Below are 22,073 nucleotides of genomic sequence, written 5' to 3'. Positions count from 1 at the left end.
AATGAAAATAATACGTGCCCTCGTGGTGAAATTGGTAGACACAAAGGACTTAAAATACTCTATCAAAAGAATTATTACAGATTTAATCAAATATACTTATAATTTTAGATTAGTTAGTTTTGAATAAGTTAAATGTTAAGTATAATCAAAAATAAATTTTTTAAAAAAAAATTTTTCTCAAGGCTTTTTCATGATTAAAAAATATGCAATCATTATATTAGTTTTCTACTTAAATTCTATATCAGCATTATATGCAGAAAAAAATGACAAAAAAAATAATAAAAATAAAATTGATTTTGATTGGTTTAATTCTGAAGAATACAAAATGATTAAAAAAATGCAAAACTGCAAAGTAAAGTATCTTGATGGTTCTTTTGGAACGTGCAATCCATATAATTCATATAGGAATCCCTAATTTAGGATGAATTCATTAAAACTGATTTTAGCGATTTTTATTTTGTTTATAGTTACTTCATGTGTGCCGAGATCACTATCCGTTGCACAAAAAAATTCATGTATGGCGCCAAGCGCAAACTTCAAAGCTTTAGATGCTATTCATTCTACAAAAATTCATGCAATTTTATGGGCTAAAAAATTTGCTAAACAAGCTTCTTCAAAAGAATTAAGCTTGAGTGACAAATGTAGACAAACACAGATTCTAATCCAGGCTTTGTATGGACTTAGAGATGGGGAAAGTGCCTCATGGGAAAACTCACAAAATAACACATCAGGTAAAGTTAAGGTTTTAAACACAATAGTCCAAACTGGAGCTTGGGGTTATGGAGGCTGCAGAGATTATTTATCTTATATTAAAATCGACGACAAGGTAGAGACTTTTAAATTTAGGGCTTGCCCTAAAGAATTAGGTACCTTTGAACTTGTTGATAGCGCAGGCTTTCCAATACCTGGTCACTTGTACTTTGCAGGCTGGTATTTTTATGATTATAGATTTTTTGAATGAAAAAAATAATTCCATTATTTATATTATTATATAGCTGTGTTAATACCGGCTCTTCCATCAAAGATTCTCCTAGTGTTAAAAACGTTCAAAAGGACAAATGTGAAATTATCTCTTTTTTTTCATCAAATGAAAATAAGCAAATAGTGAAATGTAATAGTGGTTATAATTTTAAAATGCCCAAAGAAGAAATTGATAGCAAATCATGTGAAATAAAAAAATATAGAATAGATATAGGTGGTTCATATACGTTTAAAGAAAGTTTGAAATGTAAAGATTTTGAAAATGAAAATATTATTACTATATATTAAAAAGATAAATATCTTAACTTTTCTAATGTTATTTATTTTAATTCCTTCTCAGACTAAAAGTGAGAGTCTTAGCATTTTTACTGAAACCCCAATTATTGTTAATCCCGAGAGTGAATATGAGGGTTTTTTAATTGATCTTATATTAGATAAGATGGTTTATCATTATTATAAAATTCCCAGTGATGGAGTTAAAAAACATAACTCGACTTTATTCTTATCTATTAGTAATCCTTCGCACGGAAAAATATATAGTTGGAAAAGTGGAAAGTTTTATGGACTAATTAGAATGATTTCATCAAAAAAGGAAAAAAAAAAATTTGCAGAATATGGCTAGAGGAAATTGGTAAATTCACCATAGTTGATAATTATGGAAAAAATAGTTATGAGAAAGTGACAAGTAAAATTGCCTCGAATAAAGCATGTTTTGATCTTGATGAAGGAAGATGGGTTATGGTTGATGAAAATTATCACTTTAATAATTAATTAAAAATAAGTATAAGATATTATGAATAAAGCTTTAGTAATTATTAGCGTAATATTTTTAACTTTTGCATGTTCCTCAACATATAAAATTAAACCTTATAAAGAAAAAACCCCAGATTGGTACATTGTAGACAAAGATGAATGGAGAACTCTCTATGGTAAAGCTTTAGGTGAGTCTGAGTCCCTTGAGATGGCATCACGAAAAGCGGAAGCACTTGCAGTAAGTAATATCATTTTTAAAATTAAAAGTGAACTTGATGCTACCAAAAAAGTTTATTTAGCAGACAGGTATAAGAAAGTAGATGGAAAAGTATCATCTACTTCAAAAAATAATTTTGAAGAAAAAATTACTATTGCTTTAGATAATTATCAAATTTCAAAATACCGTGTCTCAAACAAAGAAGTTTTTAAAGACAACGATAATTACAAAGTTTTTGTAGAAGTAGCTTTTAAAAAAAAAGAGCTATTTAAGTCATTAGATAAAATCAATATTGATTAAGTTTTTTCCATTATTAATCAGTTTAATTCTTTTTTCATGCAATAAGCAAAATATAAAATTTCATAAAGCATGTAATTTTAAAACTATAAAAGGTAAAGAAGTATTAGTATGCGATGAGAAAATGCTAAGAAAAGTAAAATCAATTAATTATGAAAATAGGGATTGTGAAAAATTTGAATATGTGACTGTAATTAATGGTGTTGAAGAAGAAAGCGAAGGAATTAAATGTAAAACATCTTATGGTTATGAGGTAATTAAATAATTGAATAATTGAATAATTTTTATTAAAATTTAAAAATGAAAAATTTAATTATCTTTATATTTATAGTAATTCTTTTCAGTACTGAAGTTTTGATTTTTAAAAAAAAAATTGGAATAAATTATTAGAAAACACAGGGCGACAATATGAAAAAATTATGGATAAGTTTTAAAGTACTTATCTTTTTTTTTTTTCCAATTTCATCTCATTCTATTGAGTTGAGTGAATATGGCTTAAATCATAATAGTTTTTCTGAATTACAAGAACTAAGAACAATATATCTTACTGAAGACTTAAATTCTATAGATCCTGAAGACACTGAAAATTTAGACAAAATTAAAGAATTTTATTTAACTAACAATTTCTTATCAGACGAAATAGATTCAGTGTATCAATTCTGTTGCGATACTAAATCTAATACTTTTATTTTTATTGGTGACATCAATGATGCAGAAAATAAGATTAAAACCTCAAGTATCGAAGAGGTTTATGAATTAAATAAGAAAATCAAAATTAAGAATTTTTTAGCTTTTAAAAAGGGTAAATTACAAAAATCAGTTTTTATAAAAAATGATAAATACAATTTGTTTCAAATAAACCCTGAAAAACAAATTTATTCACTGTATTTAAATTCTCCACTAAAATTTAAAGATACATTTTATTCAGTATTTCAAGTTAATTGGAAAGATATAACTACAGATGAATTTGAATTTGAAGTAGAGATTACACCTAATTATACTTTAATTACAGATTTTGCCTCAGAAATTTTTGTTTTTAAAGTACCAAAATTAGAGATGTTTCTTGTTTCAGATGAGAAAAGTGGCAAGATTATTTATACAGACGAAAACCTTAAAAAAATTATATATCATGGAGAATATAGTGAAAATGATGATATGCTAAATCCATCTAGTTTTTTAAATCCAACATTATTAAATTTCTTACCTACTGAATTTAAAAAAGTATTAGATAAAGGAAGAGAGATAAATTCAAATTTTCCAATCAATTTCACTTTAAATGAACTTATTGATTTAATAACTAATGTTGAAACACTTAATGCTGATAATGTAAATTTTGCTAAACAAAAAGAAAGTGAGCTACAAAGTTTAATTCAAAAAAAACAAGCTGAACTCAAAGCAGAAGAAGATAAAGCTAATGCAGAAAAGCTTAAAGCTGTTCAATTAGAGGAACAAAAAGCTCAAGAAGAACGTCAAAGAATTTTAGATCAACAGGCTGAAGAAGAAAATCAAAGATTGCTAGCTGAATATGCAGCGGCAGATGCTGCAGAAAAAAGACAAAAATATATTCAATATGGTCTTATAATTCTTTTAATTGGTGGATTAATTGCTTTTATTTTTTTAACTAATTTTTTAGATAATTTACAAAAATTTTTAAAGCAAATATTTAGTAAATTTAAAAAGAAGAAAGTAAAAAGCTACTTACCTAAGGATTATGGAAAAAAGAAAAAAAAGAATAAAAAAATATTAGGTATTTGGGTTGCTGATTGGGCAAATAGTTATGAAGATCCTAGAAGCGCGTATTATATCGCACTAGCAACATTAATTGTTTCAGTAGTATTATTATGGCTTGTAGGGGCTAATTTTACCGAACCAGTATCATCAGCAATAGTGACAATCATATGGATCTTGATAATCATAATAGTTATATCATGTTACGTAACCGGAAAAATTCATTCTGGTATCTCAACGTATCATTGCCCTAAATGTAAACGAATTTATGCTGGGGAGATTTATCAACAAACTCATCTTGGATCAAGACAAAGAGCAAGAACATATAGAGTAAGAGATAACAGAACATTAAGATACAAAGACCATAGAGGTATTAACAAAACTGATAACTATACGATTGAAAGGGACGAAACTGGCGTAGAGCAAGTTGATTCTTATCACAATAAAACCAAGTGTAAGCTTTGTAACCACAAGTGGGAATACAATTCTGCTCAATCAACTCGCGTGGCTTAGATAATTTATGGATAAAAATAAACTTATTAAAAATGTAATAGCATGGAACAATAAATCTTTTCTTAATAAGCAAGTTAAAGAAGATGATATTAAAATCAGAACTATAAAAGCTCCAGTTTATATCGATCAAGGATTTGACATTAGTATTGAAGCTGACATTTACGAAAGAGATTTAGCTGCTGAAGCACAAGCAAAAAATTTAGCTAAGTTTCATCAAAAAAAAGCAGATAAACTTCAAAGTAAATCTGATCTTTACAAAGACTTAGCATATGAACCACCAGGTAGTTTTAACAAATATATTAATAAAAAAAGACAAATTGCCCAAACTTATGGAGCTGGCAGCAAAGAACTTTTAAACGTTAGAAATGAAAGAAAATCACTACAAGCTCTTAATGAACAAATGTCAACTGATAGTTCATTAACTTCACTTCAAGCTAAACTAGCGCGAACTAAAGCTAATAGTTTAAAAAACCAAACATTTTTAATTTTCAAAAAGAAGGTAAAAGAAAAGATCAAAATAAACAATCCTACAAATGAAGTATACCAAAAAAGATTTACAATACATTTAGAACAGGATGATAAATTTATTGGCACAGATGAAGGGATTTTATATGAACAAACTATAAGTAATAAAATTCAAAAAAAAAATTTAGATTTAAAAGATTTAATTAATGTTAAAATCAAAGAAATAGGAAAAAATCATAAATTAAATGATTGGACAAAAAAATCATTTTCAAATTTTAATGAATTAAGTTTAGAAGAAACCTATCAATTAGGATATGAAACGCAAATTTCTCATGAAATACATGGATATATGCAAAAGCACTTTAAAAATTTTCATGGTCAATATGAAATAACAAAGATTAATATTAAATGTAAAATTGAAAAAAAATATTTTAATATCTATGAAGCAAGATGGGGAGCGCCCGTTCCTTGGTTTAATGTTATGGGTAGTGTTTCCTACTGGTTTAAAGATGAATTTTTAGTAGGAAAAGCTCACAAGTCACCTTTTAAACTAGGAATTAATATAGGTTTAAGTTTGTTTACCTTTGGATGGTGGATACCAGTATTAATATTTCTTTATATAAAGCATAGAAGGAAATTCAAATAAATTTACTTATTCATCTTGTTCAATTATAAATAATAGCATAAATACTCATGAAATTCATTAATGCCCTCGTGGTGAAATTGGTAGACACAAAGGACTTAAAATCCTTGCCGCTTGCGGAGTGCCAGTTCGAGTCTGGCCGAGGGCACCAATAAATGAAAGATAAAATTTATTTAGTTTTTGACAAAACAAAGGCCTCTTTAAAAATTAAATCTTTACTTGTAAAAAAACTAAACATCACCTCTTTAAAAAAATCTAATTTAGTAATTGTGGTTGGTGGTGATGGTTTTATGCTTCAAACCTTAAAAAGACTTTATAAATTTAAAAAACCTTTTTATGGAATTAATTCTGGAAACTATGGTTTTTTAATGAATAAATTTTCAAATAAGAATATTATCAAGAATTTAGCAGTTTCTAATAGTGTTAAGATTTATCCTTTACAAATGACGGTTACTAATAAAAGTAATTTAATTAGAAAATCTATAGCAATTAATGAGATATCAATTTTAAGACAAAGCAAGCAAGCGTCATCAATTGCAATTACAGCTAATAAAAAAAATATTATTAAGAAATTAATTTCTGACGGAGTTTTAGTATCAACTCCTGCAGGGAGCACTGCTTATAATCTATCAGCTCATGGACCTATTTTAGATTTAGACTCAAGAAAATTAGCAGTTACACCTATAAGTCCTTTTAGACCAAGGAGATGGAGAGGAACCATTGTAAGTGATAAATCTAAAATTTTGATAAAGAATTTAGATACAAATAAAAGACCAATAAGCGCTGTTGCAGATAATTTTGAAGTTAGAAATGCAAAAACAATTAAAATTCAAGCTAATAAAAATATTAGCTTTGAGTTATTGTATGACAAAAAGAATAGCTTACATAAAAAGATAAAGATTGAGCAAACAAGAAAAGAGACTACAAACAATTAAGTGATGGTGCCCCCGCACGGAGTCGAACCGCGGACCTATTGATTACAAATCAAGACTCAATTCTTAAATAAACATTATCTATCAACCTTTATAGAAATTTACATTCAGTTTGACCGCACTATGTCCGCAATGGTAATGTTTTAATGATGAAAAAATTTTTAGGGATCGTGGTTCTGGGTTTGTTGATGAGTGGGAACGCTTATTCTAAAGATGGTTCTGGAGATTTAAGATTTACTTCACAATCTTTTAATAATTTTTTAGCATATTTAAGAGGTGATGGTTCAGAAATTGGTGGCGTTATGATGTCGAGTGGAATGCCAACTGGTTTTGCAATTAACCAAAAAGGCAATAATACATTTTATTATTATTGTCCTAAAAAATATGGAGATAATTGTATGACTGGTGGGCACATAAAAGCACAAAATGACTGCACCAATAGAAGCAAAAAAAGAGGTGATGGTAGATGTTTTGTTTTTGCTAAAGGAAGAAAAATTGTTTGGGACAGTGTGAATTATAAAATTAAAAAAAACCCTAGCGTTGCTGAAATTAAAGAAATTTTTGCAAAAAATGGTTGGTATGGAGCAATTGAAAATAAAGAAATAGTTAAACCTAAAATTACTAAAAAGAAAAAAGAAGTAACTAAAAAAGTTAGTAAAAATTCTTCAGATATTGTTGATAAGTTGAAAGAACTTAATGAATTAAAAGATAACGGTGTCTTAACAGATGAAGAGTTTGATAAAGCTAAAAAGAAGCTACTTGAATGAAAAAACTTTTAGGGATCATGGTTCTGGGTTTGTTATTAAGTGGAAATGCTTATGCTGCTAATATATCTGATTTTGAGGCCGCAGGTATGAGTGTTGGTGACAGTGCTTTGAAATATTACTCAGAAAAAAAATTAAAAGATAATTATAAAGATTGGTTTGCACCTAAATATTCTGTTTCAGAAATTGAAGAAAAAAAAGATGGTTTTGATGATATTCAATTAATTTATAAGTCTAAAGATCCAGAATTTAAAATTGAAGGAATCTCCGCTTTAGAATACATGGATGCTAAAGACTGTTTAAAAAAACTGGATGACGAAGCAAGTTCAATTCAAGAGCAATTTACTCCATTAGAAGTAAAGTTTTCTAAAAAGAGTAAAAAAAACTATCCAGGAAAAGGTGAAGTTACTTCTATACAAATAAAATTTAAGAGCGACAAGGGAGTTATAGTAATTGCCTGCTATGACTGGTCAGACTCTTATGCTGCTAAAATGGGCTATAATGATAATTTAAGGTTTAGTATTAGATCAAAATCTTACGCAAATTTTCTTAATAGAAGATGATTATGAAAAAACTTTTAGGGATCATCGTTCTGGGTTTGTTGTTGAGTGGTAATGCTTATGGAATTATAAAGGGTGCCGGTTGGGAAACTTTAAATATAGTATCAACCCCGACGAATGCAGAATGTAAATTAACAAACAACAAAGGCTCGTGGCTTGTTGTTACTCCCCAAGAAATTAAGATAAAAAGATCAAAAAAAAAACTTAAAATAACATGTAATAAAATTGGCTATAATGAGTCGACAACACACTATCCTTTAAGAGATTTAAAAAAAGAAAAAATGGATGTGAATGATGTTTTTGATGGAACTTTCAGTGCAGTAGTAGGAGATCCTGTTGGTGCAGTTTTATCTGGATTAAGTATTGGTTTAACAAAAACAAAACATAAAGTTGGAACTTATGCTACACGTATAATTAATGATAATCGATTCATAGAGATTGTTCTTCAAAAAAAAAATTAAACGACTACTTGATTAAACCGCAATCTGTCCGCACTATGTCCGCACTATACGTTTAAATTTAGTTAAAATTAAATTTAGTATAAATAATAAGTGTTGATTTAATTGAGTGATGGTGCCCCCGCACGGAGTCGAACCGCGGACCTATTGATTACAAATCAATTGCTCTACCAGCTGAGCTACAAGGGCATAAGCGATTTCTATTAAGAAATCTTAGACTAATCAAGAATTTTTTTTTAAATAACTTAAATGATGAAACACAATTGCAGCACTATTTGAGATATTTAAGCTTTCTACATCCTTATTTATATCAATCTTAACAAAAAAATCTGTGTACTTTCCCGTGTGCTCTCTCATGCCAAATCCCTCAGAACCAAATAAAAGAACATTTTTTCCTTCCCATTTTATATCTGTGAAGTCTTTTTCTCCTCTTGCATCAAAACCATAAACCCAAAAATTTTTTTCCCTCAAGTTTTTTAGTGTGGAATTTATATTTGCCACTTCAAAAATATTGATATGTTCCATACAACCACTTGCAGCTTTATACATAAGCTTACTATCTGATGGAAATTGTCTTTCTTTAACAATTAATCCATCAATATTAAATGATGCTGCACTTCTAATTAATGAACCAATATTTCTTGGGTCTGTTACCTCATCAATACAAACAAATGTTAAGTTGTTTTTTCCTTTTATAAACTCTTTTAAGTCGGGTTGATCAATATGTTCCACTTCAGCAACGTATCCACCGTGCATAATTTGATCTTTAGAAGTATATTTATCTAGTTCTTTTTTTGATTTGAAATAAACTTTAACATCTTCAAGGACATTTTTTTTTGGATTTTTTCTGTGAATATTTTTTTTACTTTCTTCTGTTAAAAATACTTTTAAAACCTTCCTTTTAGGGTTTCTTAATGCTTCAATTACAGCATGTTGACCAACGATTAAAAAAGATGATTTATTCATAAAATTAGTTTGTTTTATACGTTTTTTCCTCCATTTTCACAGTAAATCTCGTGTTGCAATTGCATAATAAAAATATATAAAACGCCTGTTGTTTGAAGCTTTATTGAACAAGGGGACACTTCCCCAAAAAGGAGGGGTTCCAGAGCGGTCAAATGGGGCGGGCTGTAAACCCGTTGACTTCGGTCTTCGAAAGTTCGAATCTTTCCCCCTCCACCATTCAATAAAATTTTTTATAACAATGGAGTGTTATTCTTGATGTTGTGCGGGTGTAGTTCAATGGTAGAACGCTAGCCTTCCAAGCTGGATGTAAGAGTTCGATTCTCTTTACCCGCTCCAAGAAAAAAAGAAATTATTAATAAAACTAAACTGAGGTAAAAAAGTAATGTCAAAAGAAAAATTTGTAAGAAATAAACCACACTGTAACATTGGTACAATTGGTCATGTCGACCATGGTAAAACAACATTAACAGCTGCTATCACAATTACATTAGCAGCAACTGGTGGAGCAAAAGCGGTTGCTTACGATCAGATTGATAAAGCCCCTGAAGAAAAAGAAAGAGGAATTACAATCTCAACTGCTCACGTCGAATATGAGACTGAAAAAAGACATTACGCACACGTTGATTGTCCAGGTCACGCTGACTATGTAAAAAATATGATTACAGGTGCAGCCCAAATGGATGGAGCTATCTTAGTAGTTAATGCTGCTGATGGTCCCATGCCTCAAACAAGGGAGCATATTCTTTTAGGAAGACAAGTTGGTATTCCAGCTATTGTTGTTTACTTAAATAAAGTAGACCAAGTTGATGATAAAGATATGATTGAACTTGTTGAAGAAGAAATTAGAGAACTTCTAACTTCATACAAGTATCCTGGTGACAAGACTCCTATCGTTAAAGGTTCTGCATTAGCTGCTGTTGAAGGTAGAGATGAAGAAATTGGAAAAAATTCTATTTTAGAATTAATGAAAGCTGTTGATGATTTTATTCCACAGCCAGCAAGAGAAGTTGACAAACCTTTCTTGATGCCAGTTGAGGACGTATTCTCAATTTCTGGAAGAGGAACAGTTGTTACTGGAAGAGTAGAGACAGGTGTTGTAAAAACTGGTGAAGAAATTGAAATCGTTGGTATTAGAGACACCAAAAAATCAGTTTGTACTGGAGTTGAAATGTTTAGAAAACTTTTAGATTCAGGTGAAGCAGGTGATAACATCGGTGTGCTTTTAAGAGGTGTTGAAAGAACTGATGTTGAAAGAGGTCAAGTTCTTTGTAAACCTGGTTCAGTTACTCCTCACACTAAATTTGAGGCTCAGGCTTATGTACTTAAAAAAGATGAAGGTGGAAGACACACTCCATTCTTTACTAAATACAGACCTCAGTTTTACTTTAGAACAACAGATGTAACTGGAGAAGTTACATTACCAGCTGGAACTGAAATGGTTATGCCAGGTGATGATGCCAAGTTCACTGTTACATTAATTACTCCAATTGCGATGAGTGAAAAATTAAACTTCGCTATTCGTGAAGGTGGTAGAACAGTTGGAGCTGGAGTAGTAACTAAAATTATAGAGTAAACTCTATAGGAGTGTAGCTCAATTGGTAGAGCGCCGGTCTCCAAAACCGGAGGCTGAGGGTTCGAGTCCCTCCGCTCCTGCCAATAAGTGAACAGTATATTATGAAAAACCCGATAAAATTTATACAGGAAGTAAAGCAAGAAGCCTTTAAGGTTTCTTGGCCAACAGGAAAAGAGACTATGCAAGGTGCTTTAATGGTATTTGCAATGGCTGTTATTATGTCTTTGTTTTTTTTACTTCTTGACCAAGTTCTTAAATTTTTATTGGAAGCTTTACTAAAGGTAAGTATTTAATGAAAAATTGGTATATTGTTCAATCACACTCAAATTTTGAAAATAAGGTTGCCGGACTGATAAAAGAAGAGGCTGAAAAAGCTAAAATCTCAGATAAAATTGAGGAAATTGTTGTACCAACTCATGATGTAACAGAAGTTAAAAGAGGAAAGAGAATTCAAAGAAAAAAGAAATATTTTCCTGGTTACGTACTAATTAAAAGTGAGATGGACAATGATCTATATCATTTAATTAAAAATCTGAAGAGAGTAAGCGGATTTTTAGGTTCAAAAGGCATTCCAGTACCTGTTTCAGATAAAGAAATAGAAAAAATATTAGGACAAATAAAAGATGGTGTAGCACAGCCAAAATCTGGTATAGAGTATGCCATTGGTGAAAAAGTTCAGGTTGTTGACGGTCCTTTTGCATCATTCAGCGGTATGGTTGAAGACATTGATGAAGAAAAATCAAGACTTAAAGTTTCTGTGTCGATATTTGGAAGACCAACACCCGTTGATTTAGAATATAACCAAGTTGAGAAAGTAAGTTAATGGCTAAAGAGATAAGTGGATATATAAAATTGCAAATTATGGGTGGTCAAGCTAACCCAGCTCCACCAGTTGGTCCTGCATTAGGACAACGTGGCATTAACATAATGGAATTCTGTAAAGCATTTAATGATAAGACAAAGGCGTTTGCTGGAAAACCAATCCCAGTTGTCATTACTGTATATAAAGATAAAAAATTTGATTTTGAAATTAAATCACCACCAGCTTCACATTTTATAAAAGAAGCAGCTAAACTTAAAGGTGGATCTAAAGAACCAGGAAGAAGTATAGCTGGTTCAATTACAAAAAAACAAGCAGAAGAAATTGCAACACAAAAAATGAAAGATCTTAATGCACACGACTTAGACCAAGCTGTAAAGATTATTGCTGGTTCTGCAAGATCTATGGGAATTGAGGTTAAAGACTAATGCCATCAAAAAGATTCAAACAATTACCAAAAGAAACTAAAAATTTGCCAGCTGATGCAATTGAAAGTTTATTATCTATTGTTAAAAAAAATTGTACAACTAAATTTGATGAGTCAATTGATTTAAGTTTTCAAGTTAACAATAAGCAAAAAAAAGGTGAGGTAAATATTAGAACTGTAGTTAATTTACCAGGGGGAACAGGAAAAAAAGTAAAAGTTGCTGTTGTCTGTGAAGATGCAAAAGCTAAAGAAGCTAAAGATGCGGGTGCTGACATAGTTGGTAGCGATGAATTTATAGAAAAAATTAAATCAGGTGAATTAGATTTTGAAAAACTTATCTGTACGCCAGGGATGATGATTAAGCTCTCAAAGCTAGGTAAAGTTTTAGGACCCAAAGGTTTAATGCCCAATCCAAAATTAGGTTCAGTTTCAGACAACATTAAGCAAGCTGTAACTGATGCAAAATCAGGTCAAGCTGAAATTAGAAATGATAAAGATGGTAATATAGGTGTTAGCATTGGAAAAAAATCTTTTCATGATGATCAATTATTAAAAAATTATCAAGCAATTTTAGATACTTTAGAAAAAGAAAAAGGAAATCTTACATTAAAAGGTGATTTAATTAAAAATACCTTTGTAACATCAAGTATGGGTGTGTCATACAAAGTCAAATTAGGAAAAGTTATATAGTTATGATGAACAAGGAACAAAAAAAAAATTATATAAGTGAAATGGAAACTCAGTTTCAAAATAATGAAGCTGTTATGGTTACTCATTATCAAGGTTTAACAATGTCTCAATTAGATGAGTTAAGAGCTCAAATGAGAGAACATGGAATAAAATTTAAAATTACTAAAAATAGAATTACTAAGTTGGCAATTGAAAAAACTAAATGTAAAGATCTTGCTAATTTATTTACAGGAGCTACTGCTGTAGCTTTTTCTAACGATGCTATTATCTCGGCTAGAATTTTATCCAAATTTGCGAAAACTAATGAAAATCTAAAACTTTTAGGTGGAATAATGGGCAATGATGTTTTGGACCAAGCTGGAGTTCAAAATGTAGCTAATTTACCAACATTAGATGAAGCTAGAGCAAATATAGTAGGAATTCTAGCAACACCAGCATCAAAATTTGTAAGTATTTTACTTGCACGTTCTGAAAAAATGAGTAGTTTGTCCCCAGAAAATTCTGAAAAATAACCTAAAGAAGTATAAAAATTATGCCTGATCTAAATAAAATTATAGAAGATTTATCAAGTTTAACTGTAGTTGAAGCAGCTGAACTTTCAAAACAACTTGAGGAAAAATGGGGTGTTACAGCTATGGCTGCAGCAGCACCAGCAGCAGCAGCAGCAGGTGGAGCAGCTGAAGAAGCAAAAGATGATTTTACAATTATGTTGGTTTCTGCAGGAGATAAAAAAATTAATGTTATTAAAGAAGTTAGAGCAGCAACATCTTTAGGTCTTAAAGAAGCAAAAGATCTAGTTGAAGGTGCACCGAAAGAAGTTAAATCGGGTGTAAACAAAAAAGATGCTGAAGAGATCAAAGCTAAGTTGGAAGCAGCTGGCGCAAAAGTAGAACTTAAATAATTTAATTAGAAAGAACTTAATTGCTGGTTAATTTAATTAACTAGTAACTGATTATAAATGCAATTATCTTTTACTGAAAAGAAAAATGTAAGAAAAAGCTTTGGCAAGTTAGCTGAGACTTTATCTATTCCAAACTTAATTGAAGTTCAAAAAAATTCATACAAACAATTAACTGACTTTGATTTAGATGCAGGAGATCTGACAAAAGGTTTTGATAGAGTTTTTAAAGGTATTTTTCCAATTGAAGACCTTAATGATAAAGCTACTTTAGAATATGTTTCTTATAGATTAGAAAAACCAAAATTTGATACCGAAGAATGTATACAAAGAGGCTTGTCTTTTACCTCTGCACTTAAATGTACTTTAAGACTTGTTGTTTATGAAATAGATCAAGAAAATAACACTAAAGATATTTTATCAGCAAAAGAACAAGAAGTTTACATGGGAGAAGTTCCAATGATGACTGATAGTGGTACTTTTATTACTAACGGTGTTCAAAGGGTAGTAGTCAATCAAATGCATAGAAGTCCAGGTGTATTTTTTGATCATGATAAGGGAAAGTCTCATGCAAGTGGTAAACTTCTATTTAATTGTAGAGTTATACCAAATAGAGGTTCATGGTTAGATCTTGAGTATGACGTAAAAGACTTTTTATATTTTAAAATTGATAGAAAGAAAAAAATTTTTGTATCAACTTTATTAATGGCTCTAGGTTTTGCTAAATCTGAAATCGCAGATGAATTTTATGATAAAGAAACTTACACATTTGATCTTAAAACAAATAAATGGAAAACAAAATTTAATCCAGAAAACTATAAAGCTAAAAATTTTTCAGAAGAAGTTATAGATGCAAAAAATGGCAATGTTGTTATTAAACTAGGTGATAAAATTAATTTTTTAACTGCAAAAAAACTTGCTAACGATGGTTTAAAAGACATTTTAGTTTCACAAGAGTCACTTTATGGAAAATATCTTCATAAAGAAATTGTTGTTAGCGACAACGAGGAAGAAGGTACTTTTGGAATTGGAACTGAGCTAAATGATACAATCATTAAACAAATCTTAGAAGCGAACATCAATTCAATTGATATCTCTATAACTAATTCAATTAATAAAGGCCCTTACTTACTAACAACAATTTTAAATGATAAAAATAACAACAAAAATGATGCTATTACTGAAATTTATAAAGTTTTAAGACCAGGTGAACCACCGACAATTGAAATAGCTACTCAAATTTTTAATAATTTATTTTTCAGTTCAGATAGATACGATCTTTCTGATGTAGGCAGAGTAAAAATGAACTCTAGATTAAATTTAGAATGTTCTGACAAAATTACAATTTTAAGAAATGACGATATTATAGCTATAGTTCATAAAATGTTAGATCTTCGTGATGGTAAAGATGAAGTTGATGATATTGACCATCTTGGAAATAGAAGAGTTAGGTCTGTTGGAGAACTTGTAGAAAATCAAGCTCGTATTGGTGTTTACAGAATGGAAAGAGCTATCAAGGAAAAAATGACAACTCTTGATATTGAATCTGCAATGCCTCAAGATTTAATTAATGCTAAACCTCTAACAGTTTCTTTAAAAGATTTTTTTGTTAGTTCTCAACTTTCACAGTTTATGGATCAAACCAATCCTTTATCTGAAATTACTCATAAAAGAAGAGTATCAGCTTTAGGACCTGGTGGTTTAACTAGAGAAAGAGCTGGCTTTGAAGTACGTGACGTACACCCAACGCATTACGGAAGAATTTGCCCAATTGAAACGCCCGAAGGACCAAACATTGGGTTGATTAATAGTTTATCTACTTATGCAAAAATTAATAAATATGGTTTCATTGAAAGCCCGTACAAAAAAGTTAAAAACGGAGTTGTAGAAGATAAAGTGGAATATTTATCTGCAATGGAAGAAACTAAATATACTATTGCTCAAGCAAACACTAAATTAGATAAGAATGGAAAAATTATAGAAGATCTAGTTTCTTGTAGAGAAAACTTAAACTTTATTTTATCAAGACCTGAGAATATTGATTACATAGATGTATCTCCAAAACAACTAGTTTCAGTTGCAGCATCATTAATTCCTTTTTTAGAAAATGATGATGCAAACAGAGCTCTAATGGGATCTAACATGATGAGACAGGCTGTACCTTTATTAAAACCTGAATCACCATTAGTTGGAACCGGTATAGAAAGGGATGTTGCTCTAGATTCAGGAGTAACAATTGTTGCTAAACGAGATGGTACAGTTGATAAAATTGATGGTAAAAGAATTGTTATCAAAGCAACAGAGGAGACTGATTTTACTAAGTCTGGTGTAGATATTTATAATTTACAAAAATTTAAAAGATCTAATCAAAATACATGTATTAACCAAAAACCTTTAGTTAGAGTTGGTGATAAAGTTAAATCTGGAGATATAATTGCTGATGGACCATCTACTAAGCTAGGTGAATTAGCATTAGGTAAAAATGTTACCGTAGCATTTATGCCTTGGCAAGGTTACAATTTTGAAGACTCTATTTTAATTTCAGAAAGATGTGTAACAGACGATGTGTTCACATCAGTACATATAGTTGAGTATGAAGTTATGGCTAGAGATACCAAATTAGGTGAAGAAGAAATTACAAGAGATATACCAAATGTGAATGAAGAAGCTTTAAAAAATCTTGATGAGTCAGGGATCGTTTATATTGGTGCAGAAGTTAAAGCGGGAGACATTCTTGTTGGTAAAGTTACACCAAAAGGAGACTCAGCTTCTGGTCCAGAAGAGAAATTATTAAGATCAATTTTTGGCGAAAAAGCAATTGATGTTACAGATACCTCTTTAAGAATGTCTAGAGGAAGTAGCGGTACTATTGTTGATGTTAGAGTTTTCAACAGACATGGAATTGAAAAAGATGAAAGATCAATTACAATTGAGAGAGCTGAAATCGAAACTGTACAGCAAGATAAAATTGTTGAAGAAGAAATTCTAGAGAGAAGTATTAAGCAAAGAGCAAATCAAATCTTATCTGGTTCATCTTTAACTAAAAAAATTAAAGATTTAGAAGTTGGAACGAAATTAGATCTCGAGACAATCAGCAAAATTAGCATAAATGATATTTTCAAAATAACAGTAGGAAATGTCAATGATGAAGCAAGTCTTGCTCAATTAAAAGATCAATACAATAAGGCAAAACAATCAATTTTAGAAAGATTTGAAGATAAAGTTTTAAAAATTAGAAGTGGTGATGATTTACTACCAAGTGTAATGAAAATGGTAAAAGTTTTTGTTGCTATTAAAAGAAGATTGAGACCTGGAGATAAAATGTCGGGTAGGCACGGAAACAAAGGTGTTGTTAGTAAAATTGTTCCAGTTGAAGATATGCCATACAGAGAAGATGGTAGACCGGTTGATATTGTTTTAAATCCATTAGGTGTCCCAAGTCGTATGAATGTTGGTCAAATTTTAGAAACTCACCTTGGTTGGGCATGTAAAGAGTTTGGTGAAGAAGTTAAAAGATTAGTTAATGAAAATAATAAAAAATTTGAAAAAACAGAGAAGATTTCTTCATTTTTAAAGTCTGTTTATGGAAATGATGTTTTTGATGGCTCTATCGACAAATTAAATAAAACTGAATTTAGTGATTTATGTGAAAATCTCCAAAATGGTATAGCTATCTCAACACCGGTTTTTGATGGTGCTAAAGAAAAGGATGTTTCTGAAATGCTTAATTTAGCAAAACTACCAACATCTGGACAAACTAATTTATGGGATGGAAGAACAGGAGAAATGTTTGATAGACCAGTGACTGTTGGAATAATTTATATGTTAAAACTTCATCACTTAGTTGAAGACAAGATACATGCTAGATCTACTGGACCTTATAGTCTTGTTACACAGCAACCTTTAGGTGGTAAAGCTCAACTTGGTGGCCAAAGATTTGGTGAGATGGAAGTATGGGCTCTTGAAGCTTATGGAGCATCTTATACTTTACAAGAAATTTTAACTGTTAAGTCAGACGATGTGGCTGGTAGAGTTAAAGTTTACGAAACAATAGTTAAAGGTGAAGAAAATTTTGAATCTGGAATACCAGAGTCATTCAACGTATTAGTAAAAGAAATAAAATCATTAGCACTAAACATTGAGTTAAATTAAATATGAAAAAAGAATTAACAGATTTATTTAAAAATAGTGAAGTTTCTGAAGCTCAAAATTTTAATAGTATTAAAATTACTTTAGCAAGTCCTGAAAAGATAAAATCATGGACTTACGGTGAAATTAAAAAACCTGAAACAATAAATTATAGAACTTTTAGACCTGAAAAAGACGGTCTTTTTTGTGCTAGAATTTTTGGTCCAATTAAAGATTATGAATGTTTGTGCGGCAAGTACAAAAGAATGAAATTCAGAGGAATAATTTGTGAAAAATGTGGTGTTGAAGTAACAAAATCTAATGTTCGTAGAGAGCGAATGGGTCACATCAATTTAGCAACACCTGTTGCACATATATGGTTCTTAAAATCATTACCAAGCAGAATATCACTTGCAGTTGATATGAAGTTAAAAGAAGTTGAGAGAGTTTTGTACTTTGAAAACTTTATTGTAATTGAACCTGGCTTAACTGGTTTACAAAAAAATCAATTATTAAACGAAGAAGAATTAGCTAAATATCAAGATGAATTTGGTGAAGAGTCATTTGAAGCTGGAATTGGAGCAGAAGCAATTTTAACAATTCTTAAAGCAATGGATTTAGAACTTGAAAGAACTAAATTAATTAACTCAATTAAAGAAACAAAATCTAAAGTTAATGAAGAAAGATCAATTAAAAGACTAAAATTAATTGAGTCATTTATTGAAACTGGTCAAAAACCAGAATGGATGATTTTAACTGTAATTCCAGTTATCCCGCCTGAATTAAGACCTCTAGTACCTTTGGATGGAGGTAGATTTGCTACTTCAGATTTAAATGATCTTTATAGAAGAGTAATCAATAGAAATAATCGTCTAAAGAGATTAATGGATCTTAAGGCTCCAGACATTATTGTTAGAAATGAAAAAAGAATGCTTCAGGAATCAGTGGATGCACTTTTCGATAATGGAAGAAGAGGTAGAGTAATTACTGGAACTGGCAAAAGACCTCTTAAATCATTAGCTGAAATGCTTAAAGGTAAGCAGGGTAGGTTTAGACAAAATTTATTAGGTAAAAGAGTAGATTATTCAGGAAGATCTGTAATCGTTGTAGGACCAGACCTTAAGCTGCATGAATGTGGTTTACCAAAAAAAATGGCTCTTGAGCTATTCAAGCCATTTTTATATGCAAGATTAAATAAATTAGGTTTAGCATCAACAATCAAACAAGCTAAAAAGTTAGTTGAAAAAGAAACTAATGCAGTTTGGGATGCATTAGAACTTATTGTAAGAGAACACCCAGTTTTATTAAACCGTGCTCCAACTCTTCACAGATTAGGTGTGCAAGCATTTGAACCTAAGTTAATTGAAGGTGATGCCATTGAGTTACACCCGTTATGTTGTGCAGCTTTTAATGCTGACTTTGATGGAGATCAGATGGCAGTTCACGTTCCATTAAGTTTGGAAGCGCAGCTAGAAGCAAGAATTTTGATGCTTTCTACTAATAATATTTTAAGTCCATCAAATGGAAAACCTATTATTGTACCGAGTCAGGATATGATTTTAGGTTTATATTATTTGTCTCAAGCTCCTTTTCAAACAGAAAAACCAGATGGCTATTTTATAAATAATGATGAAATTGAACATGCTTTGTCTACAGGTCAAATAAAAGTTCATTCTACTATTGTTTCAAGATTTGAAACTCTTGATGAAAATGGAAATAAGAAAGTTGAAAAACACACTACAACTGCTGGAAGATTTTTATTAGCAAACTTACTACCTAAACATAAAGATATTACATTTTCAATGATTGATAGATTACTACCTAAGAAAACGGTATCTGAAATTATTGATAGCGTATTTAGATTTTGTGGTCAGAAAACTACCGTTATATTCTGTGACCACTTAAAAGATTTAGGTTTCAAACATGCATTTAAAGCAGGTATTTCTTTTGGTAAAGATGACTTAGTTATTCCAGAAAACAAAGGTCAATTAATTGAAGATACCAAAAAACTAATTGCTGATTATGAAAATCAATATTCCGAAGGTTTGATTACTCGAGGTGAAAAATATAACAAAGTAGTTGATGCCTGGTCTAAGTGTACAGATAAAGTTGCTGGTGAAATGATGAGAGGTATCTCTGCTACTGAAAGTACTGCTGATGGAATGAAAATTAATTCTGTATTTATGATGGCAGATAGTGGTGCCAGAGGATCTGCAGCTCAAATGAAACAGTTAGCTGGGATGAGAGGACTAATTGCTAAGCCATCTGGTGAAATTATTGAGACACCCATTATATCAAACTTTAAAGAAGGTCTAACAGCCTTAGAATACTTTAACTCTACCCATGGAGCTAGAAAAGGTCTGGCAGATACTGCATTAAAAACAGCAAGTTCTGGTTATCTAACAAGAAGATTGTGTGATGTTGCTCAAGACTTAACAATTTCAAAAATTAAATGTGATAATCCAGGTTTTATTGAATTAGCAGAAATTCTTGAAGGTGGAAATGTCGTTGTCAGTTTATCCGAAAGAGCTCTTGGAAGGGTAACAGCATTTGATGTTAAAAATCCTATTACTGGTGAAGTTGTAATTAAAAAAGAAACAATGATCGATGAAGCTGGTTGTGATAAAATTGATGCAGCAGGGGTTAAATTTATTAAAGCATACTCTGTTATGACTTGTAGTTCTAAAAAAGGAGTTTGTGCAACTTGTTATGGACGTGATTTATCTAGAGGAAAAATGGTACACGTGGGTGAAGCAATTGGTATGATCTCAGCTCAATCGATTGGTGAACCAGGCACGCAGTTAACAATGAGGACTTTCCACGTTGGTGGAACAGCCTCTGTTAAACAAGAATCGCAAATCATTACTAAATCAGCTGGTACTTTAAAAATAATTAATTCTAACTTATTAGAAGACTCTAAAAAGAATTTGATAGTAATGGGAAGAAATACTCAGCTATCAATTGAAGATGATAATGGCGTTCAAGTTGCTGTTTATAAAGTCGCTTATGGTTCAAAATTATTTTTCCAGAATGGTGATAAAGTCAAAGCAAATGAAAAAATTTGTGAATGGGATCCTTATACAACACCAGTTATTGCTGAAAAAAGTGGTATAGCAGGTTATGTTGATTTAATTGACGGTGTTTCAATCCAAGAAACTACTGATGATGCAACAGGAATTTCATCTAAATCAGTTATTGATTGGAGAGCTCAATCTAAAAATACTGATTTAAAACCAAGAATTACTTTAAGAGATGATAAAGGTAATGTTATTAAAAAAGCTGATGACAATGAAGCCAGATATTATTTAGTTCCAGACTCAATTCTTTCAGTGAAAGATGGTCAAAAAATATTTGCTGGTGACATAATAGCTAGACTTCCAAAAGAAACTACTAAAACAAAAGATATTACGGGAGGTCTACCTCGTGTAGCTGAATTATTTGAAGCTAGAAAAGCTAAAGATAGCGCAATAATTGCAGAAAATGATGGCCAAGTTTTATTTGGTAAAGAAGTAAGAGGAAAACAAAGAATTTCTATTCAACCTGAAAATGGAGAACCTTCAAACTATCTAATTCCAAAAGGCAAACATATTAATTTCAATCAAGGTGAAAAAATTAAAAAAGGTGAGTATCTTTTAGACGGACAACCTTTACCACATGATATTTTAAGAATACTTGGTATAAAAGATTTAACAGAATACTTTGTTAACCAAGTACAAGAAGTTTATAGGTTACAAGGTGTAATTATAAACGACAAACATATTGAAACGATTCTAAGACAAATGCTTAAAAAAGTAGAAGTTAAAGAGTCTGGTGACTCGAGTTATTTACCAGGTGAGATGATAGATAGAATTAAATTTGATAATACAAATGAAAAGCTTGTTGCTGATGGAAAAAATCCAGCAACTGGAGAAAGAGTTTTAATGGGTATTACTAAAGCATCTTTACAAACAGAGTCTTTTATATCAGCAGCTTCATTCCAAGAAACTACAAGAGTTCTTACAGATGCGGCTATTAAAGGTAAAGTTGACCCACTTAATGGCTTAAAAGAGAACGTCATTGTTGGTAGATTAGTTCCAGCTGGAACAGGTCACATTAAGAACAAATGGAACAAGAATGCTTTAGAAGCAGATAATAAGTTCTTGGCTGATCAAGATAAAATTGAACCAGCAGAACCCACTGAAACTCAAGCAAACTAAACAAAATAACTCTCTTCAAAAGCAGTTTTTAGTTTGACAAACTAGAATTAAATAGTAGTTTGGC

General features: G+C 30.6%; 22 protein-coding genes and 5 tRNA genes. 25 read left to right on the top strand and 2 right to left on the bottom strand.

The genetic code is table 11. From position 1 onward, the window contains the following. The first annotated feature begins 190 nt into the window (after window positions 1-190). The 13 genes from AC5SL1_RS03635 to AC5SL1_RS03575 all read left to right on the top strand — a co-directional run bounded on the left by AC5SL1_RS03635 (window position 191) and on the right by AC5SL1_RS03575 (window position 8,314). On the top strand, window positions 191-415 hold the full coding sequence (locus AC5SL1_RS03635; RefSeq protein WP_494599164.1) for a hypothetical protein: 225 nt from the start codon (window positions 191-193) through the stop codon (window positions 413-415). 6 nt (window positions 416-421) lie between these two features. Beyond that, complete coding sequence (locus tag AC5SL1_RS03630) at window positions 422-961, top strand: hypothetical protein (protein ID WP_494599163.1); 540 nt, start codon at window positions 422-424, stop codon at window positions 959-961. Beyond that, complete coding sequence (locus AC5SL1_RS03625; protein ID WP_494599162.1) at window positions 958-1,269, top strand: hypothetical protein; 312 nt, start codon at window positions 958-960, stop codon at window positions 1,267-1,269. The genes AC5SL1_RS03630 and AC5SL1_RS03625 overlap by 4 nt, the downstream gene beginning before the upstream one ends. Then, on the top strand, window positions 1,244-1,603 hold the full coding sequence (locus tag AC5SL1_RS03620) for a hypothetical protein (protein WP_494599161.1): 360 nt from the start codon (window positions 1,244-1,246) through the stop codon (window positions 1,601-1,603). The genes AC5SL1_RS03625 and AC5SL1_RS03620 overlap by 26 nt, the downstream gene beginning before the upstream one ends. Before the next feature lie 171 nt (window positions 1,604-1,774). Continuing rightward, entirely contained in the window at window positions 1,775-2,251 is a 477-nt protein-coding gene (locus AC5SL1_RS03615; protein WP_494599160.1) for a hypothetical protein, read from the top strand. Next, a complete protein-coding gene (locus tag AC5SL1_RS03610) occupies window positions 2,244-2,513 on the top strand; it encodes a hypothetical protein (protein ID WP_494599159.1) in 270 nt (89 codons plus the stop codon). The genes AC5SL1_RS03615 and AC5SL1_RS03610 overlap by 8 nt, the downstream gene beginning before the upstream one ends. 143 nt (window positions 2,514-2,656) lie before the next feature. Then, on the top strand, window positions 2,657-4,489 hold the full coding sequence (locus AC5SL1_RS03605; protein ID WP_494599158.1) for an ATP synthase subunit B family protein: 1,833 nt from the start codon (window positions 2,657-2,659) through the stop codon (window positions 4,487-4,489). Between the two features lie 7 nt (window positions 4,490-4,496). Further along, window positions 4,497-5,600 (top strand): hypothetical protein, encoded by a 1,104-nt coding sequence (locus AC5SL1_RS03600; protein ID WP_494599157.1) that lies wholly within the window; start codon window positions 4,497-4,499, stop codon window positions 5,598-5,600. A 62-nt stretch (window positions 5,601-5,662) separates the two neighbouring features. Continuing rightward, window positions 5,663-5,748, top strand: a tRNA-Leu gene (locus tag AC5SL1_RS03595). 4 nt (window positions 5,749-5,752) lie between these two features. Next, the gene (locus tag AC5SL1_RS03590; protein ID WP_494579046.1) at window positions 5,753-6,532 is read left to right on the top strand and encodes an NAD kinase; all 780 of its coding nucleotides are present in this window, start codon (window positions 5,753-5,755) and stop codon (window positions 6,530-6,532) included. A gap of 143 nt (window positions 6,533-6,675) precedes the next feature. Further along, entirely contained in the window at window positions 6,676-7,296 is a 621-nt protein-coding gene (locus tag AC5SL1_RS03585; protein WP_494599156.1) for an SHOCT domain-containing protein, read from the top strand. After that, on the top strand, window positions 7,293-7,856 hold the full coding sequence (locus tag AC5SL1_RS03580) for a hypothetical protein (protein WP_494599155.1): 564 nt from the start codon (window positions 7,293-7,295) through the stop codon (window positions 7,854-7,856). Before AC5SL1_RS03585 ends, AC5SL1_RS03580 begins: the two co-directional genes overlap by 4 nt. A 2-nt stretch (window positions 7,857-7,858) precedes the next feature. Continuing rightward, the gene (locus AC5SL1_RS03575) at window positions 7,859-8,314 is read left to right on the top strand and encodes a hypothetical protein (protein WP_494599154.1); all 456 of its coding nucleotides are present in this window, start codon (window positions 7,859-7,861) and stop codon (window positions 8,312-8,314) included. 110 nt (window positions 8,315-8,424) lie between these two features. Here the strand turns inward: AC5SL1_RS03575 and AC5SL1_RS03570 are convergent. Both AC5SL1_RS03570 and rlmB read right to left on the bottom strand, forming a co-directional pair. Then, window positions 8,425-8,500, bottom strand: a tRNA-Thr gene (locus tag AC5SL1_RS03570). A 33-nt stretch (window positions 8,501-8,533) separates the two neighbouring features. After that, entirely contained in the window at window positions 8,534-9,277 is a 744-nt protein-coding gene (gene rlmB, locus AC5SL1_RS03565) for a 23S rRNA (guanosine(2251)-2'-O)-methyltransferase RlmB (RefSeq protein ID WP_494573590.1), read from the bottom strand. Window positions 9,278-9,407: 130 nt separating this feature from the next. Between rlmB and AC5SL1_RS03560 the strand changes: the two genes are divergently transcribed. From AC5SL1_RS03560 to rpoC, 12 genes are all read left to right on the top strand, one after another. Then, window positions 9,408-9,493, top strand: a tRNA-Tyr gene (locus AC5SL1_RS03560). A 46-nt stretch (window positions 9,494-9,539) separates the two neighbouring features. Then, window positions 9,540-9,613 (top strand) — tRNA-Gly (locus AC5SL1_RS03555). A 46-nt stretch (window positions 9,614-9,659) separates the two neighbouring features. After that, on the top strand, window positions 9,660-10,850 hold the full coding sequence (tuf, locus tag AC5SL1_RS03550) for an elongation factor Tu (RefSeq protein WP_494573591.1): 1,191 nt from the start codon (window positions 9,660-9,662) through the stop codon (window positions 10,848-10,850). 7 nt (window positions 10,851-10,857) lie between these two features. Further along, window positions 10,858-10,933, top strand: a tRNA-Trp gene (locus AC5SL1_RS03545). 18 nt (window positions 10,934-10,951) lie between these two features. Continuing rightward, window positions 10,952-11,143, top strand: a complete 192-nt coding sequence (gene secE / locus AC5SL1_RS03540) for a preprotein translocase subunit SecE (protein WP_006996799.1) — start codon at window positions 10,952-10,954, stop codon at window positions 11,141-11,143. Next, window positions 11,143-11,673, top strand: a complete 531-nt coding sequence (nusG, locus tag AC5SL1_RS03535; protein ID WP_494573592.1) for a transcription termination/antitermination protein NusG — start codon at window positions 11,143-11,145, stop codon at window positions 11,671-11,673. The genes secE and nusG overlap by 1 nt, the downstream gene beginning before the upstream one ends. Beyond that, a complete protein-coding gene (rplK, locus tag AC5SL1_RS03530; RefSeq protein WP_494573593.1) occupies window positions 11,673-12,098 on the top strand; it encodes a 50S ribosomal protein L11 in 426 nt (141 codons plus the stop codon). Before nusG ends, rplK begins: the two co-directional genes overlap by 1 nt. Next, window positions 12,098-12,787: a 50S ribosomal protein L1 gene (gene rplA / locus AC5SL1_RS03525; RefSeq protein WP_494599153.1), complete on the top strand. Its 690-nt coding sequence runs from the start codon at window positions 12,098-12,100 to the stop codon at window positions 12,785-12,787. Before rplK ends, rplA begins: the two co-directional genes overlap by 1 nt. Before the next feature lie 5 nt (window positions 12,788-12,792). Continuing rightward, window positions 12,793-13,299, top strand: coding sequence for a 50S ribosomal protein L10 (rplJ, locus tag AC5SL1_RS03520; RefSeq protein WP_494573776.1), 507 nt, complete (start codon window positions 12,793-12,795; stop codon window positions 13,297-13,299). Between the two features lie 20 nt (window positions 13,300-13,319). Next, window positions 13,320-13,688, top strand: a complete 369-nt coding sequence (gene rplL, locus AC5SL1_RS03515) for a 50S ribosomal protein L7/L12 (protein WP_494573595.1) — start codon at window positions 13,320-13,322, stop codon at window positions 13,686-13,688. Between the two features lie 57 nt (window positions 13,689-13,745). Continuing rightward, window positions 13,746-17,837, top strand: coding sequence for a DNA-directed RNA polymerase subunit beta (rpoB, locus tag AC5SL1_RS03510; protein WP_494599152.1), 4,092 nt, complete (start codon window positions 13,746-13,748; stop codon window positions 17,835-17,837). A gap of 2 nt (window positions 17,838-17,839) precedes the next feature. Continuing rightward, complete coding sequence (rpoC, locus tag AC5SL1_RS03505) at window positions 17,840-22,009, top strand: DNA-directed RNA polymerase subunit beta' (RefSeq protein WP_494599151.1); 4,170 nt, start codon at window positions 17,840-17,842, stop codon at window positions 22,007-22,009. Window positions 22,010-22,073 lie beyond the last annotated feature (64 nt).

Source organism: Candidatus Pelagibacter sp. PS_10_02 (genome assembly GCF_059418005.1).
The sequence above is the reverse complement of the archived record's forward strand: the minus strand, read 5'-3'. Positions and strand labels throughout refer to the sequence as shown.

Excerpts from the sequence above, each read along its gene's own strand:
- AC5SL1_RS03605 (WP_494599158.1), top strand. The coding sequence starts at position 2,657 with ATGAAAAAATTATGGATAAGTTTTAAAGTACTTATCTTTTTTTTTTTT.
- AC5SL1_RS03600 (WP_494599157.1), top strand. The coding sequence starts at position 4,497 with ATGGATAAAAATAAACTTATTAAAAATGTAATAGCATGGAACAATAAA.
- AC5SL1_RS03590 (WP_494579046.1), top strand. The coding sequence starts at position 5,753 with ATGAAAGATAAAATTTATTTAGTTTTTGACAAAACAAAGGCCTCTTTA.
- rplJ (WP_494573776.1), top strand. The coding sequence starts at position 12,793 with ATGAACAAGGAACAAAAAAAAAATTATATAAGTGAAATGGAAACTCAG.
- rplA (WP_494599153.1), top strand. The coding sequence starts at position 12,098 with ATGCCATCAAAAAGATTCAAACAATTACCAAAAGAAACTAAAAATTTG.
- rpoB (WP_494599152.1), top strand. The coding sequence starts at position 13,746 with ATGCAATTATCTTTTACTGAAAAGAAAAATGTAAGAAAAAGCTTTGGC.
- AC5SL1_RS03620 (WP_494599161.1), top strand. The coding sequence starts at position 1,244 with ATGAAAATATTATTACTATATATTAAAAAGATAAATATCTTAACTTTT.
- AC5SL1_RS03580 (WP_494599155.1), top strand. The coding sequence starts at position 7,293 with ATGAAAAAACTTTTAGGGATCATGGTTCTGGGTTTGTTATTAAGTGGA.
- rplK (WP_494573593.1), top strand. The coding sequence starts at position 11,673 with ATGGCTAAAGAGATAAGTGGATATATAAAATTGCAAATTATGGGTGGT.
- AC5SL1_RS03625 (WP_494599162.1), top strand. The coding sequence starts at position 958 with ATGAAAAAAATAATTCCATTATTTATATTATTATATAGCTGTGTTAAT.
- AC5SL1_RS03575 (WP_494599154.1), top strand. The coding sequence starts at position 7,859 with ATGAAAAAACTTTTAGGGATCATCGTTCTGGGTTTGTTGTTGAGTGGT.
- tuf (WP_494573591.1), top strand. The coding sequence starts at position 9,660 with ATGTCAAAAGAAAAATTTGTAAGAAATAAACCACACTGTAACATTGGT.
- nusG (WP_494573592.1), top strand. The coding sequence starts at position 11,143 with ATGAAAAATTGGTATATTGTTCAATCACACTCAAATTTTGAAAATAAG.
- rplL (WP_494573595.1), top strand. The coding sequence starts at position 13,320 with ATGCCTGATCTAAATAAAATTATAGAAGATTTATCAAGTTTAACTGTA.
- rlmB (WP_494573590.1), bottom strand. The coding sequence starts at position 9,277 with ATGAATAAATCATCTTTTTTAATCGTTGGTCAACATGCTGTAATTGAA.
- AC5SL1_RS03585 (WP_494599156.1), top strand. The coding sequence starts at position 6,676 with ATGATGAAAAAATTTTTAGGGATCGTGGTTCTGGGTTTGTTGATGAGT.
- AC5SL1_RS03630 (WP_494599163.1), top strand. The coding sequence starts at position 422 with ATGAATTCATTAAAACTGATTTTAGCGATTTTTATTTTGTTTATAGTT.
- AC5SL1_RS03615 (WP_494599160.1), top strand. The coding sequence starts at position 1,775 with ATGAATAAAGCTTTAGTAATTATTAGCGTAATATTTTTAACTTTTGCA.
- rpoC (WP_494599151.1), top strand. The coding sequence starts at position 17,840 with ATGAAAAAAGAATTAACAGATTTATTTAAAAATAGTGAAGTTTCTGAA.
- secE (WP_006996799.1), top strand. The coding sequence starts at position 10,952 with ATGAAAAACCCGATAAAATTTATACAGGAAGTAAAGCAAGAAGCCTTT.
- AC5SL1_RS03635 (WP_494599164.1), top strand. The coding sequence starts at position 191 with ATGATTAAAAAATATGCAATCATTATATTAGTTTTCTACTTAAATTCT.